General features: G+C 62.3%; 15 protein-coding genes. 8 read left to right on the plus strand and 7 right to left on the minus strand.

Annotated features, from left to right (window positions below; translation table 11 throughout):
• Nucleotides 1–5 precede the first annotated feature (5 nt).
• Nucleotides 6–317 carry an NGG1p interacting factor NIF3 gene (locus tag ACEN8E_RS04575; protein ID WP_495593272.1) on the plus strand — a complete coding sequence of 104 codons (312 nt, stop codon included), beginning with the start codon at nt 6–8 and terminating at the stop codon, nt 315–317.
• Between the two features lie 184 nt (nt 318–501).
• On the opposite strand, the gene nagE is transcribed toward ACEN8E_RS04575, so the two are convergent.
• The 7 genes from nagE to ACEN8E_RS04610 form a co-directional block, all read right to left on the minus strand.
• Nucleotides 502–2,217, minus strand: coding sequence for an N-acetylglucosamine-specific PTS transporter subunit IIBC (nagE, locus tag ACEN8E_RS04580; protein ID WP_495591604.1), 1,716 nt, complete (start codon nt 2,215–2,217; stop codon nt 502–504).
• A gap of 30 nt (nt 2,218–2,247) precedes the next feature.
• Entirely contained in the window at nt 2,248–4,764 is a 2,517-nt protein-coding gene (gene ptsP, locus ACEN8E_RS04585; protein WP_495591605.1) for a phosphoenolpyruvate--protein phosphotransferase, read from the minus strand.
• 157 nt (nt 4,765–4,921) lie between these two features.
• On the minus strand, nt 4,922–5,944 hold the full coding sequence (locus ACEN8E_RS04590) for an SIS domain-containing protein (RefSeq protein ID WP_495591606.1): 1,023 nt from the start codon (nt 5,942–5,944) through the stop codon (nt 4,922–4,924).
• Nucleotides 5,925–7,031 (minus strand): N-acetylglucosamine-6-phosphate deacetylase, encoded by a 1,107-nt coding sequence (gene nagA / locus ACEN8E_RS04595; protein ID WP_495591607.1) that lies wholly within the window; start codon nt 7,029–7,031, stop codon nt 5,925–5,927. The genes ACEN8E_RS04590 and nagA overlap by 20 nt, the downstream gene beginning before the upstream one ends.
• 38 nt (nt 7,032–7,069) lie before the next feature.
• The gene (locus tag ACEN8E_RS04600; protein ID WP_495591608.1) at nt 7,070–7,801 is read right to left on the minus strand and encodes a GntR family transcriptional regulator; all 732 of its coding nucleotides are present in this window, start codon (nt 7,799–7,801) and stop codon (nt 7,070–7,072) included.
• 295 nt (nt 7,802–8,096) lie between these two features.
• Nucleotides 8,097–8,600 carry a L,D-transpeptidase family protein gene (locus ACEN8E_RS04605; protein ID WP_495591609.1) on the minus strand — a complete coding sequence of 168 codons (504 nt, stop codon included), beginning with the start codon at nt 8,598–8,600 and terminating at the stop codon, nt 8,097–8,099.
• A 49-nt stretch (nt 8,601–8,649) separates the two neighbouring features.
• A complete protein-coding gene (locus tag ACEN8E_RS04610; RefSeq protein ID WP_223458644.1) occupies nt 8,650–9,198 on the minus strand; it encodes an NUDIX hydrolase in 549 nt (182 codons plus the stop codon).
• A gap of 147 nt (nt 9,199–9,345) precedes the next feature.
• Here ACEN8E_RS04610 and ACEN8E_RS04615 point away from each other — a divergent pair, with 147 nt between their 5' ends.
• From ACEN8E_RS04615 to guaB, 7 genes are all read left to right on the plus strand, one after another.
• Nucleotides 9,346–9,945 (plus strand): CoA pyrophosphatase, encoded by a 600-nt coding sequence (locus ACEN8E_RS04615; RefSeq protein ID WP_495591610.1) that lies wholly within the window; start codon nt 9,346–9,348, stop codon nt 9,943–9,945.
• 72 nt (nt 9,946–10,017) lie between these two features.
• A complete protein-coding gene (locus ACEN8E_RS04620) occupies nt 10,018–10,542 on the plus strand; it encodes a gamma carbonic anhydrase family protein (protein ID WP_495591611.1) in 525 nt (174 codons plus the stop codon).
• Nucleotides 10,539–10,754, plus strand: a complete 216-nt coding sequence (locus ACEN8E_RS04625) for a DUF1289 domain-containing protein (RefSeq protein WP_495591612.1) — start codon at nt 10,539–10,541, stop codon at nt 10,752–10,754. Before ACEN8E_RS04620 ends, ACEN8E_RS04625 begins: the two co-directional genes overlap by 4 nt.
• Before the next feature lie 152 nt (nt 10,755–10,906).
• Nucleotides 10,907–11,374, plus strand: a complete 468-nt coding sequence (locus ACEN8E_RS04630; protein ID WP_495591613.1) for a preQ0 transporter — start codon at nt 10,907–10,909, stop codon at nt 11,372–11,374.
• A gap of 86 nt (nt 11,375–11,460) precedes the next feature.
• A complete protein-coding gene (gene purT, locus ACEN8E_RS04635) occupies nt 11,461–12,642 on the plus strand; it encodes a formate-dependent phosphoribosylglycinamide formyltransferase (RefSeq protein ID WP_495591614.1) in 1,182 nt (393 codons plus the stop codon).
• A gap of 185 nt (nt 12,643–12,827) precedes the next feature.
• Nucleotides 12,828–13,376, plus strand: a complete 549-nt coding sequence (locus tag ACEN8E_RS04640) for a sugar ABC transporter ATPase (RefSeq protein ID WP_495591615.1) — start codon at nt 12,828–12,830, stop codon at nt 13,374–13,376.
• Nucleotides 13,377–13,616: 240 nt separating this feature from the next.
• Complete coding sequence (gene guaB, locus ACEN8E_RS04645) at nt 13,617–15,086, plus strand: IMP dehydrogenase (RefSeq protein WP_413423663.1); 1,470 nt, start codon at nt 13,617–13,619, stop codon at nt 15,084–15,086.
• Nucleotides 15,087–15,103: the final 17 nt, after the last annotated feature.

The raw sequence follows: 15,103 nt of genomic DNA on the forward strand, positions 1-15,103 counted from the left end.
AGGCCGTGTACAAGCTCAGCTTTTTTGTTCCCGACAGCCATGTCGAAGTCGTCAAGAGTGCCGTATTCGCCGCCGGTGGCGGGCGGATCGGCGCTTACGATCACTGCGCCTGGCAGGTGTTGGGCCAGGGCCAGTTTCGTCCGTTGGACGGCAGTCAGCCGTACATTGGCGAAGCAGGGCAGGTCGAGCAGGTCGAGGAATGGAAGGTTGAGTTGGTGGTGGCGGATGAGTTGATTCGCTCGGTGGTAGTGGCTTTGAAACAGAGCCATCCCTACGAGACACCGGCTTATGAGGTGTGGCGGTTGGAGGATTTTTGATCCTGCGCCGCTGAAGTGAAAAACCCGCTGAAAGAGATTTCAGCGGGTTTTTTGTTGATCGGGGTTCTGTGGTATTGCTTATGGCCTCTTCGCGAGCAGGCTCGCTCCTACAGTGAATTGGCGTACACCGGACCCGTGTAGGAGTGAGCCTGCTCGCGATGACGGGCTGCCAGTCAGTGAAGAACTAAACCTTGGCACTCACCTCACTGCGATTGACCAACGCTTCCAACGCATCGCCCAAGCTCGGCGCCTTGTCGCCAATCAACAGATGCCAGATGCCGCCTTCCAACTGACTCACACCCTGGCAACCCAACGCTTTCAAATCACACTCCGACAATGCCCTGCCATTGGCCAGTTGCAGGCGGATGCGGGTCATGGCCACGCAATCGAGTTGCAGCACATTGTCGCCACCGCCCAGGGCATTGAGCCATAGCTGCGCCTCGGGTGCCGCCACGCTGGCAGGTGGCGGTACGTCGACTTCAGCCGCTGGTGACGACACCAGGGCGCGTCCCAGCGCCGGCATCGCCAGGCGAATTTCATCGGCAATCGCGTCGGCCATCGGCCCGACCACTACCTGCAAACTCCCGCCCTTGCCCGGTCGCACCACCGCCATGGCACCCAGTGCTTTCAAGTCTGCATCCGACGCCTTGTTGCGATCCACCATGTCCAGGCGCAAGCGCGTGGTGCAGGCACCGACGGTGATCAGGTTTTCGGCGCCGCCCAAGGCCTTGATGTAGGCCCCGGCACGGTCGCTGTCCGCCACTGCGGCTTTTTCAGTGGCAGCAGTGTCTTCGCGTCCCGGCGTCTTGAGATTGAAGCGACGGATACAGAAGTCGAACACCAGGTAATAGATCAGCGCATAGACCAGGCCGACCGGGACCACGCGCCAGCCATTGGTAGATTTGCCCCAGCCGAGGATCATGTCGATGAAGCCGCCGGAAAAGGTAAAACCGAGATGGATATTCAACAGGTTGGTGACAGCCATGGACAGGCCGGTCAGCAGCGCATGCAGCAAGAACAGCAGCGGCGCGAGGAACATGAAGGCGAATTCGATGGGCTCGGTGACGCCGGTCAGGAATGAAGTCAGGGCCATCGACAGGAATATCCCGCCCATGATTTTGCGCCGTTCCGGCAGGGCGTTGCGGTACATCGCCAGGCAGGCGGCGGGCAGGCCGAAGAGCATCACCGGGAACATGCCGGTCATGAACTGGCCGCCTTTCGGGTCGCCGGCAAAGTAGCGCGATATGTCGCCGGTCACCAAGGCACCCGTGGTCGGGTCGGTGAAGTTGCCGAACACGAACCAGGCCATGTTGTTGATGATGTGGTGCAGGCCGGTGACGATCAGCAGGCGGTTGAGCACACCGAAAATGAATGCACCGATGCTGCCGCTCTCCAGCAGCAGCGCGCCGAAGTTGTTGATGCCGTGCTGGACCGGCGGCCAGATCAGGCCGAACACCACGCCCAGGCCGACCGCGCTGAAACCGGTCGCGATCGGCACAAAGCGCCGGCCGCCGAAGAACGCCAGGTACTCCGGCAGCTTGATGTCCTTGAAACGGTTGTACAGCGCGCCGGCCATCAAGCCGCTGATGATCCCGGCGAGCATGCCCATGTTGATGCTCGCATCCAGCACCTTGAGCGTGGACACCATCACCAGATAACCGATGGCCCCGGCCAGACCGGCCGTGCCGTTGTTGTCCTTGGCGAAACCGACCGCGATGCCGATGGCGAAGATCATGGCCAGATTGGCAAATATCACCTGGCCGGCGTCGTGGATGATCGCGATGTTCAAAAGGTCGGTGTCGCCCAGGCGCAGCAGCAGGCCGGCAATCGGCAGGATCGCGATGGGCAGCATCAGCGCGCGGCCGAGACGCTGCAGGCCTTCGATAAAGTATTGGTACATGGCGGTACTCCCTGGATTTTTTGTTGTTCTTCAGCTCAGAGGCCAATGCTGGTGACAGGCGTGACGCACCGCACCGGCGCTGCTCAGCTTGAGCAGTTCCTGGCTGATGCGCCGGCATTGACCGGCATCGAGATGGCGCACGCGATCCTTGATTTCACCGATCTGCACCGGGCTCACCGACAGTTCGCTCACGCCCAGCCCGATCAGCACCGGCGTGGCTAGCGGATCGGAGGCCAGCGCCCCACAAACCCCGACCCAGCGTTTGTGCTGTGCGGCACCTGCACAGGTCTGGGCGATCAAGCGCAGCAGCGCCGGGTGCAGGGCATCGACCCGCGAGGCCAGGCCGGCGTGGTCGCGGTCCATGGCCAGGGTGTATTGCGACAGGTCGTTGGTGCCGATGGACAGGAAGTCCGCGTGTTCCGCCAGCTGTTCAGCCAGCAGCGCGGCGGCCGGAACTTCGATCATCACTCCCAGCTCCGGACGCTGGCTCAGGCCCAGTTCGGTGCACAAGGCGTCGACGCGCTGGCGGATGTGCAGCAACTCCTCGACCTCGGTCACCATCGGCAACAGGATCCGGCAACGGGACAATGGCGTGACGTGCAGCAGGGCGCGCAGTTGCTGGTCGAGCAATTCCGGGCGGACCTGGGCCAGACGAATGCCGCGCAGGCCAAGCACCGGGTTCGCCTCGGCGGGCAGTGGCAGGTAATCGAGTTGCTTGTCGCCACCGACGTCGATGGTACGGATGATCACCGACTTGTCGCTCATGGCATCGAGCACGGCTTGATAGGCGTGGTGTTGCTCCTGTTCGTCCGGGGCGGTATGGCGGTCGACGAAGAGAAATTCGGTGCGCAGCAAGCCGACGCCGTCGGCGCCGTTGGCCAATGCGTCTGCCGCTTCCGTGCTGGACGCCACATTGGCGGCGACTTCGATGCGCAGGCCGTCGGTGGTCAGCGCGGGTGTATGCGCCTGGACCTTTTGTTCGGCCCGACGTTGTTGCCGTTGTTGTTGCATCAGGCGCACGTCCGCCAGGCGCTCGGCGCTGGGTGTCAGTTCGAGGCGACCGCCGTCGGCGTCCAGCACCACCTGTTGCCCCTGTTGCTGATCGAGCAACGTCGAGCCCAGAGCCACCATGCATGGCAGGCCTTTGCCCCGGGCCAGAATCGCCACGTGAGAGGTCGCGCCGCCTTCGGCCATGCACAAACCGGCGACACCTTGCTGACTCAGTTGCAGCAGATCGGATGGGGTCAACTCGTGGGCGGCGACGATGGCACCGGGCGGTACGTCGTAGTGCCAGGCTTCACCAAGCAGGGCGCGCAGCACTCGTTGCTTGAGGTCGCGCAGGTCGTTGGCGCGCTCGGCCAGCAGCGAGCTACCCAACTGCTGGAGCATGTTGCACTGCACGTCGATCGACTGGCTCCAGGCGTGGGTCGCCGCGCTGCCAAGGTCGATGGACCGATGGGCCGCGTCCAGCAATGCCGGGTCTTGCAGCAGCGCGAGATGGGCGGCGAAGATGGCTTCTTCGTCAGTGTTCCTGTGTTTTCTGGCCTGCTCCAGGGTGCCGGCGATTTCGCTGCGGACCTGGGTCAATGCGGTGTCGAGGGTTTGCCGTTGCTGCAGCGGATCATTGTTCCCGGCATCCGCAGGCAGGCTGATCGCGTTCAAGTGCAACAGCGGCCCGCCGACCAGCCCCGGAGCGGCGCAGACACCGTGCAGCACACCGGCTTCGGCCACTCGGTTGCGCTGGATCATCGGTGCCGGAGCGGTGGCGTGATGCTCTTCGGCCAGTGCCGTGGACAGCGCGGTCAACAAAGCTTGCAGTGCGGCTTCGGCATCCGGACCCTGGCAGCTGACCTGCACTTCGTCATGTTCGCCGACGGCCAGGCCCATCAGGCCGATCAGGCTGTCGCAGGTCGCCGACTTACCGGCGAAATGCAGCCGGGATTTGCTTTTGAAACCTTGCGCGGTCTGACGGATCAACGCCGCTGGCCGGGCATGCAGACCACCACGGTGGGCGATGCGGATGTGACCAAGCACTTCTTCGCCGGCAAGCTCCACGTCCGCCTGCGCGCCCACACCCTGGCGGCGAATGATGTGCAGCAACGGCTCGCCGACTTTCACTGATTTGAGGGTGATGGGCCGTGCCTGAAACTCCTGGCTGTTGGTGAGGATCAGCAGGCTGACCAGGCTTTTGCATTGTTGCGCGACCTTGTCCAGGTCGTAGCGCAGCAGCGGCTGGCCATTGGCAACCCGTGCACCTTCCTGCACCAGCATCGAAAAGCCCTGGCCTTGCAGTTCGACGGTATCGAGGCCCAGGTGCAGCAGCAGTTCGGCGCCGTTGTCCGCGCGCAGGGTCACCGCATGGCCGGTGCGCGCAACATGCACCACAACGCCGGCGCAGGGCGCGTGCAGGGTATCGTTCAACGGGTCGATGGCGATCCCGTCGCCCATGGTGCCACTGGCAAACACCGCATCCGGGACTTTGGCGAGCGTGAGCACCGGGCCGCTGAGCGGGGCGCTTAAAGTCAGCTCTTTATTGTTGTTATGCATGGCTCGGTCTCATTCAAAACATCGGTTCGGATCAACGCGCGCCCCCTGTAGGAGCGAGCCTGCTCGCGATGGACTAAAGAGCGCCGCGTTTATCCAGTAAACGCGCGTTTTCGTTGACGACCATCGCGAGCAGGCTCGCTCCTACAGAGGGGGGCGTTCAGTGGGTGCGCGTCACTTTGCTCAGGTGCCGTGGCTGGTCCGGGTCCATGCCACGGGCAACCGCCAAACCGGCAGCCATCACGTAGAAACTCTGGATCGCCAGGATCGGATCGAGGGCCGGGTGCTCGGCGCGAGTCAGGGTCAGGTCGCGCTCAAGCACGTCATCCGGGGCGGCCAGCAGGACACGGGCGCCACGCTGGCGCATGTCGGCGGCCAGGCTGAGCAAGCCGGCCTGTTCGGCACCCCGTGGGGCGAACACCAGTAGCGGGTAGTTGTCGCCAATCAAAGCCATCGGGCCATGGCGGACTTCGGCGCTGCTGAAGGCTTCGGCCTGGATCGCCGAGGTTTCCTTGAACTTGAGCGCCGCTTCCTGGGCAATGGCAAAACCGGCGCCACGGCCGATCACCATCAAGCGTTGGCAATCGCGCAGGGCCTCAATGGCCAGGCTCCAGTCCTGTTTCGCGGCGTCGCGTAGGCCATCGGGCAAGGCAGAAACTGCCTCGAGCAGTTCGGCGTCTTCTTTCCAGTGGCCAATCAGCCGGGCGCTGACGCTGAGGGTGGCGATAAAGCTCTTGGTCGCGGCAACGCTGCTTTCGGTGCCGGCACACAGCGGCAGGCTGAATTCGCAGGCGGCTTCCAGTGGCGAGTCTTCGGCATTGACCAGCGAAATGCTCAAGGCGCCGCGCTTGCGCAACAGGCGCAGGCTGTTGACCAGATCCGGGCTCTGACCCGACTGCGAAAAGGCGAATGCCACCTGACCGCTGACCTTCAACGGCGCCTGTTGCATGGTTACCACCGACATCGGCAATGACGCCACCGGGATGCCCAGCAGTTGCATGGTCAGGTAGGCGAAGTAGCTGGCGGCATGGTCGGAGCTGCCGCGTGCCACGGTCATGGCCACTTGCGGCGGCTGACGGCGCAAACGTCCGGCGATCTCGATCATCGGCGGGTCGAGTTGTTGCAACTGGGCTTGCACGGCCTCGAACGAGGACAGCGCCTCTTCAAGCATTTTTGAAGTCAATGTCTTCTCCTTCGACCATGACGGCGGTCAGTTTCAATGAGCGATCCAGCCGCACGCAGTCGGCCCAGGCCCCCGGTTGCAGGCGCCCGCGTTCGGTGATGCCGAGGTAGTCGGCGGGGAATTGCGACAGGCGTTGCGAGGCTTCGGCGATGGGCAGGCCGATCTTCACCAGGTTGCGCAGGGCCTGATCCATGGTCAGCGTGCTGCCGGCCAGGGTGCCGTCGGACAGGCGCACGCCGCCCAGGCATTTGGTCACGGTGTGGCTGCCGAGCTTGTATTCGCCGTCGGGCATGCCGGCGGCCGCGGTCGAGTCGGTGACGCAGTACAGACATGGAATCGAACGCAGGGCCACACGGATGGCGCCGGGGTGCACATGCAGCAAGTCCGGAATCAGTTCGGCGTATTGGGCGTGGGCCAACGCGGCGCCGACGATCCCCGGCTCACGGTGATGCAGCGGACTCATGGCGTTGTAGAGGTGGGTGAAACTGCTGGCGCCGGCCTCCAGCGCCGCCACGCCTTCCTCATAACTGCCCAGGGTGTGGCCAATCTGCATACGGATGCCGCGGCTACTAAGGTCACGGATCAAGGCATCGTGACCGGCGATTTCCGGCGCGATGGTGATCACCCGGATCGGTGCGAGCGCCAGGTACGCTTCGACTTCGGCCATCAGTGCCGTGTGGGCGAAGTTGGGTTGCGCGCCGAGCTTGCCGGGGTTGATGTAAGGGCCTTCGAGGTGCACGCCGAGCACCCGGGCGCAGCCTTGGGGCCGCTGCTCGCAGAATTCGCCGACGGCCTTGAGCACGCTGGAAATCTCGTCGCTCGGCGCGGTCATGGTGGTGGCCAGCAGCGATGTGGTGCCGAAGCGCAGGTGGGTTCGGGTGATGGTTTCGAAGGCCGGCGCACCTTCCATGATGTCTTTGCCGCCGCCGCCGTGAACGTGCAGGTCGATGAAACCCGGGAGCAGGTACGGCAGGTCGTTGTCTGCCGGATCGCAGGGCTGGCCTTCGATCGACACGACTTTGCCGTGCGCGTGGACCAGTCGGCCGCGAACCCAGCCGTGAGCGGTGAGGATGTTGTCTTCGGACATGATCGGTTCTCTGGTTTGACGGCTAGCGGTGCAGCGTTCTAGCGGCGAAGCTCTGCCACAAAGTCGTAGTAATCGTTACGGCAGTAGGTGTCGGTGACTTCGATCGGCGTGTTGTCTTCCAGGTAGCCGACCCGGGTCATCAGCAGCATCGCGGTGCCGGGGGCGATGCCGACCAGGGCTGCGAACTCGTCCGAGGCGTTGATCGCCTGGATATGCTGCAGGGCGCGCACCACAGGTTTGCCGATGCTGTCGAGGAATTCGTAGAGGGAGTCGCCGACCATTTGCGGGTTGGCAATGATCGAGGCGGGCAGGGTACTCATCTCGATGGCCATCACGGTGTCGTCGGCCTTGCGCAGGCGTTTGAGCCGCGCGACCTTGTCATTGGGCGACAGGCCGAGGCGGATCAGCTCTTCGTGGGTCGGCAGGGTGATTTCCCGCTCCAGCCATTGCGAGCCGGGCACGAAACCCTTGAGGCGGAGCATTTCACTGAAACCGGACAGGCGCGACAACGGTTGTTCGAGGCGCGGCGTGATGAAAGTGCCGGAGCCCTGGTTACGGCGGATCAGGCCTTGTTCAAACAACACTTCCAGCGCCTTGCGGGCGGTGACCCGGGAGATGCCCAGCGTCTCGCTCAGATTGCGCTCCGACGGCATGGCCTGTTCGGCTTTCCACTGGCCGGCATGGATCGCCGCTTCCAGATTGCGTGCCAGTTGCAGGTACAGCGGCGTGGGTTGGGTGTCGTCGGGGCGCAGGGCCAGTAGGTCGTTCATGTAGGCAGTGTCCGATGCGGGTATAGGATTGTTGTCGCCCGGTTGTGGGGCAAAACCTAATACCACTTGCATACCATGTCAACGCCGTCACCGAGCCTTTGGCGCGGGAAAGCCTGCCGTTTTGGCCGGCTTTTCAGAGGGTGGTTCTAAGTGGTATTAGCGAGGGGGGAGGCAGCAGCAAAGATCGCAGCCTGCGGCAGCGTCTACAGGTCAGAGTGGTATCACTGCTGTAGGAGCTGTCGCAGGCTGCGATTTTTTGAATTTATTTTTCGAGGGCGACCAATGGTCGGGGGCATTACGGGCGGATTTCGATCATCGTGCCGTCCGGCACCAGGTTCCAGACTTCGCGCATGTCCATGTTGCGCATGGCGATGCAGCCGTCGGTCCAGTCCAGGGTGTGGAACAGGTCTTCCGGGGTGTCCTCGCTGTCCGGGGTGCCGTGGATCATGATCATGCCGCCGGGCTCCACGCCTTCACGGCGGGCGCGGGCAGAGTCGCTGATGTTCGGGTAGGAGATGTGCATCGCCAGGTTGAAGCGGTCGCTGACCTTGCGCCAGTCAACCCAGTAGAAACCTTCCGGAGTGCGTTTGTCGCCTTCCATGAGCTTCGGCCCCCTGGGGCTCTTGCCCAGGGAAATGCGATAGGTCTTGAGCGGCCTGCCTTCATTGATCAACTGCAATTGATGGGAAGACTTGAGAATCAGGATTTTCTCGATGACCTTGCCGTCCAGGGATTCCACGGCAGAAGCCTGGGACACCGCGACGAACGACAAACAGAACAGGGCAAGCAACCAGCGCATTGAAACGATTCCCCAGGAGGTGTCGCGACTATTTATTTATAGATGTTTTTTAGTTGGCAGGCTGAGCAAGCGGCGGGATCGATTCAGACCGTACGGGATAGACCTCGGTCCGCCGGTCAGCGAAGAAGCATTCTAAGGTACGACCCACCGTGCGGAAAGCCAGCTCATCCCAAGGAATGTCCGCTTCGTCGAATAGTTGCACTTCCAGGCTCTCGGGGCCGGCGGAAAAATCCAGGTCCGCCAGCTCGGCACGGAAGAACACATGCACCTGACTGATGTGCGGCACGTCGATCAGGGTATAGATGCTCAGGTTGCGCACCCGGGCGCAGGCTTCTTCGGCGGTTTCGCGAATGGCGGCCTGTTCGATGGTCTCACCGTTTTCCATGAAGCCGGCGGGCAGGGTCCAGTACCCGCGTCGCGGCTCGATGGCCCGTCGGCACAGCAGCACCTTGGTGCCCCAGGTCGCCACGCAGCCGGCGACGATATTGGGGTTCTGGTAGTGGATGGCCTGACAGCTGTCGCAGACGAAACGCAGGCGCGAATCGCCTTCGGGAATGCGCTGGGTCACCGGGTTACCGCACTGGCTGCAAAATTTCATGCTCGGGTTCCTGAATGCTGCGCCTATCTTGGCGTGCGGCAGTGTCTGTCGGCAAGTTGTCGTTTCGCGACATGGGGCTGTTGCGGGGGTTGGGCGACCGCAGCGATTGGTGCATGATGCCGGGTAAGGCACAAATCGAGAACACTCATGCTGGACGAGCTACTGCATCGGGTTAGTAACCACACTCCACGTACACTGGAGACCGATCGTCGTTTTCCCGAGGCAGCGGTACTGGTGCCCATCACCCGCAGTGACGAGCCCGAGCTGGTGTTGACCCTGCGTGCCAGCGGGCTGTCGACCCATGGCGGCGAAGTCGCCTTTCCCGGTGGTCGCCGCGACCCCGAAGACCCCGATCTGATTTTCACCGCCCTGCGTGAAGCCGAAGAAGAGATCGGCCTGCCACCGGGGCTGGTCGAGGTGATCGGCCCGCTCAGTCCGCTGATCAGCCTGCACGGCATCATGGTCACGCCCTATGTCGGGGTCATCCCGGATTTTGTCGAATACCGGGCCAACGATGCCGAGATCGCCGCGGTGTTCAGCGTGCCCCTGGAATTCTTCCGCAAGGACCCCCGCGAACATACCCATCGCATCGACTATCAGGGCCGCAGCTGGTACGTGCCGAGCTATCGCTATGGCGAATTCAAGATATGGGGGCTGACGGCGATCATGATCGTCGAGTTGATCAACCTGCTGTATGACGCCAAAATCAGCCTGCACCAGCCTCCCAAAAGCTTCATCAATATCTGAAGCCATCGTTCGAATGGCCTGAATCCTGATCTGGCTGAAAAAAAAACTGCCTGCGCCTTGAGGAAAACAACCATGAAATACCGCTTGGGCGACGCCCGCGTCGAAACCCATCCACAGAGCTGGGTCGCCCCCAATGCCGTGCTGGTGGGCAAGGTCAAGCTGGAAGAGGGCGCCAACGTCTGGTTCAACGCCGTGCTGCGCGGCGACAACGAGTTGATCCTGATCGGCAAGAACAGCAACGTCCAGGACGGCACCGTGATGCACACCGACATGGGCTACCCGCTGACCATCGGCACCGGCGTGACCATCGGCCACAATGCCATGCTCCACGGCTGCACCGTCGGCGACAATAGCCTGATCGGCATCAACGCAGTGATCCTCAACGGGGCAAGGATCGGCAAGAACTGCATCATCGGCGCCAATTCGCTGATCGGCGAGGGCAAGGAGATTCCGGACGGGTCGCTGGTCATGGGCTCGCCCGGCAAAGTGGTGCGCGAACTGACCGAACCGCAAATCAGGATGCTGGAAGCCAGCGCTGCTCACTACGTGCATAACTCGCAGCGTTATGCCCGCGATCTGGTCGAGCAGGAACAATGAGCACGCCCGAACGCCCGGTGCCATCGCCCTGCGTGAACATTTGCGCGCTGGATGACGATGATATCTGCACCGGTTGCCAACGCACGGTGGAGGAGATCACCCGCTGGAGCCGCATGACCAACGACGAGCGGCGCCAGGTGCTGGGGTTGTGTCATGAGCGGGCGAAGGCGAGCGGATTGGTGTGGATGCTCCCTGGGAAATCTGGTGCCTGACAGGCTGCCACTGTTGTAGGAGCGAGCTTGCTCGCGATGGACTCAAGAACACCGCGGGGAGCCTGACTCCCCGCGTTATCGTTAACGACCATCGCGAGCAGGCTCGCTCCTACAGTATCCTGTGCGACAAATTCACAGGTACTTCCCCGCCCATGCTCTTCCTGATCGCCTACATCGGCAGCGTCGTGCTGATCAACTACGCCTTTTCCACCGCGCCGCACCTGGACATTATCTGGTCGGCCTGGGGCGGGCTGGTGTTCGTGTTGCGCGACATGGTGCAAGCCCGGTTCGGGCATGGCGCCCTCGTGGCGATGCTGGTGGCGCTGGTGTTGTCCTATGTCACCTCCGATCCGTCCATCGCCCTGGCCAGCGCCACGGCGTTCGCGGTGTCCGAGTGCATCGACTGGCTGGTGTTCAGCATCACCAGACGCCCGCTGCATGATCGCCTGTGGATAAGTTCGGCCCTGAGCATTCCCCTCGATACCTTTATCTTTTTCGGCATGATCGACGCCCTGACGCCGGGGGTGATCCTCACCGCCCTGGGCTCGAAATTCGCCGGGGTCACCGCCGTGTGGCTGATCATGGCCTGGCGCCTGCGCAAACAGGCTGTCGTCGGCTGAAGTTCATGTAAAATGCCGCGCTTTCTCCCCATGGATCGCGCCTGGTGCGCCGTATCCTCGATGATCCGCTTCTTGAGGACCTTCAGATGACCCGTATCGGAACTCCATTGTCGCCCACCGCGACCCGCGTATTGATGTGTGGCTGTGGCGAGTTGGGCAAGGAAGTGGTGATCGAGCTGCAACGTCTGGGCGTTGAAGTGATTGCCGTGGATCGCTACGCCAACGCGCCGGCCATGCAGGTGGCGCACCGCAGCCATGTGATCAACATGCTCGACGGCGCTGCCCTGCGTGCCGTGATCGAAGCCGAGAAACCGCATTTCATCGTGCCGGAAATCGAAGCCATCGCCACCGCGACCCTGGTGGAGCTGGAGGCCGAGGGTTTCAACGTGATCCCGACCGCCCGCGCCGCGCAGTTGACCATGAACCGCGAAGGCATCCGTCGCCTGGCCGCTGAAGAGCTGGACCTGCCGACCTCGCCGTACCACTTCGCCGACACCTTCGAGGACTACAGCAAGGCCGTCGAAGACCTCGGTTTCCCGTGTGTGGTCAAGCCGGTCATGAGTTCCTCGGGCAAGGGCCAGAGCCTGCTGCGCAGCGTCGATGACGTGCGCAAAGCCTGGGACTACGCCCAGGAAGGTGGTCGTGCCGGTAAAGGTCGGGTGATCGTCGAAGGCTTCATCGATTTCGACTACGAAATCACCCTGCTGACCGTGCGCCACGTTGGTGGCACGACGTTCCTGGCGCCGGTCGGCCACCGTCAAGAGAAGGGCGATTATCAGGAATCCTGGCAACCGCAAGCCATGAGCCCGATCGCCCTGGCGGAATCCGAGCGTGTGGCCAAGGCCGTTACCGAAGCCTTGGGCGGTCGTGGGCTGTTCGGTGTCGAACTGTTCATCAAGGGCGATCAAGTGTGGTTCAGCGAAGTCTCGCCGCGCCCACACGACACCGGTATGGTCACGATGATTTCTCAGGACCTGTCGCAGTTCGCCCTGCATGCACGGGCGATCCTCGGCCTGCCGATCCCGGTGGTGCGCCAGTTCGGGCCATCGGCCTCGGCAGTGATCCTGGTGGAAGGGCAGTCGACCCAGACCGCATTCGCCAATCTGGGCGCCGCCTTGAGCGAGCCGGATACCGCGCTGCGCCTGTTCGGCAAGCCAGAAGTCAACGGCCAGCGTCGCCTGGGCGTTGCCCTGGCTCGCGACGAGTCGATCGAAGCCGCCCGCGCCAAGGCGACCCGTGCTTCGCAGGCGGTTGTTGTCGAGCTGTAAAAAAACCTGCGGCGGGCCTATACCTTCTATGGGCATCGCGCCATTGCTTTACCTGTAGGAGCGAGCCTGCTCGCGATGGACTCAAGAACACCGCGGGGAACCAGACACCTCGCGTTATCGTTAACGACCATCGCGAGCAAGCTCGCTCCTACAGGTCATTTATCAACGCTCCAGGCCTGTACCCCATGAACTCGCAAAGCATCATCGTCCCGAAAATCTCCACTCTGCCGGTGCACGAGCCCCGGGCCCGGGCCGTTGTGCGTTGGCTGGTGCGCAAGAACATCGTCCAGGAAGAGTTGACCACGTGCGGCCGCACCGGCAATCGTATGGGGCACGCGATTGCCGAGGGGGCCCGTGAGGTGGTCCTGCACCCGGACGCGCTGCCATTCGGCGAGCCGGTCAACGGTCTGGAGATCATCACCAAGCGTTGCATCTATACGCCGGCCAAGGGTTTTCTTGGCGAAGCGGGCTGCGCCGAGTGCCGCAAGGAAGTGGGTGAAGCCCTGTTCGAAAGCCTGGAAGACTGGATGCCGGGGCGTACCGATAACTTCACCTGCCCGGAATGCGGGCATGAAGACGACATCAACGGCTTCCTGTTCCTGCAGGAATGCGGCTTCTCCAACCTCGGTTTCATCTTCAACAACTGGGCCGAGGCCGGGTTCAAGCAGGCATTTCTCGATGAATTCGCCGATTGGCTCGATCAGCCGGTGAGCTGGGTGAAAGTCGAACTCTGATCACCGTTGTAGGAGCGAGCCTGCTCGCGATGAACTTGAAGGCGACGTTGGTTTCCAGAAAGCACGCGTCATCGTTCACGACCATCGCGAGCAGGCTCGCTCCTACAAAAAAGCAGCAATACAGCGGATGGAATCCCCGTATATCAGTAATGCCAATAATAGACAGAGTTTTACATTGAACCCGAAGGGGTGTCTGACTATAATGGCGCGCTTCCATTTTCCCGCTCGGGAGCCCCCGCGATGCTGCGTATCAGCCAAGAAGCTCTGACATTCGACGACATTCTCCTAGTGCCCGGTTATTCCGAGGTGCTTCCTAACGAAGTCAGTCTCAAGACCCGCCTTACCCGTGGCATCGAGCTGAATATTCCACTGGTCTCCGCCGCCATGGACACCGTCACTGAAGCCCGTCTGGCAATTGCCATGGCTCAGGAAGGTGGTATCGGCATCATCCACAAGAACATGACCATCGAGCAGCAAGCTGCCGAAGTGCGCAAGGTCAAGAAGTTCGAAGCCGGTGTGGTCAAGGACCCGATCACCATCGAGGCCGACGCCACGGTGCGTGACCTGTTCGAACTGACCCGCATGCACAACATTTCCGGCGTTCCGGTGCTGCACGATGGCGACCTGGTCGGCATCGTCACCTCCCGTGACGTGCGCTTCGAAACTCGTCTGGATGCCACCGTACGTGAAGTGATGACGCCTAAAGAGCGTCTGGTCACGGTCAAGGAAGGCGCCAACAAGAACGAAGTCCGCGAGTTGCTGCACAAGCACCGTCTGGAAAAAGTCCTGATCGTCGACGACAAGTTTGCCCTCAAAGGCATGATGACCGTCAAAGACATCGAAAAAGCCAAGGCTTACCCGCTGGCCAGCAAGGACGATCAAGGTCGTCTGCGCGTTGGCGCTGCCGTTGGTACCGGTAAAGACACCGGTGACCGCGTTGCCGCCCTGGTCAATGCCGGCGTTGACGTGGTGGTGGTCGACACCGCTCACGGTCACTCCAAAGGCGTGATCGACCGCGTTCGCTGGGTTAAAGAGAATTTCCCTGAAGTGCAGGTGATCGGCGGCAACATCGCCACCGGCGCTGCCGCCAAGGCCCTGGCCGAAGCCGGCGCTGATGCGGTCAAGGTCGGTATCGGCCCTGGCTCGATCTGCACCACCCGTATCGTCGCCGGTGTCGGCGTACCGCAAATCAGTGCCATCGCCAACGTCGCCGCTGCCCTTGAAGGCACTGGCGTACCGTTGATCGCCGACGGCGGCATCCGTTTCTCCGGTGACCTGTCCAAGGCCATCGTGGCCGGTGCCTCCTGCGTGATGATGGGCTCGATGTTCGCCGGTACCGAAGAAGCGCCGGGCGAGATCGAACTGTTCCAGGGCCGTTCGTACAAGGCTTATCGCGGCATGGGTTCGCTGGGCGCCATGTCCCAGGCCCAGGGTTCCTCCGACCGTTACTTCCAGGACTCCTCGGCAGGCGCCGAGAAGCTGGTTCCGGAAGGCATCGAAGGACGTGTTCCGTACAAGGGCACCCTGAGCGCGATCATCCACCAGCTGATGGGCGGCCTGCGCTCCTCGATGGGCTACACCGGTAGCGCCAACATCGAAGAGATGCGCACCAAGCCCGAGTTCGTGCGGATCACCGGCGCAGGCATGGCCGAATCCCACGTTCACGACGTGCAGATCACCAAGGAAGCGCCGAACTACCGCGTAGGTTGAGCCTTCAAGCAACAAGC

This window comes from Pseudomonas sp. Pseusp9, assembly GCF_059491265.1.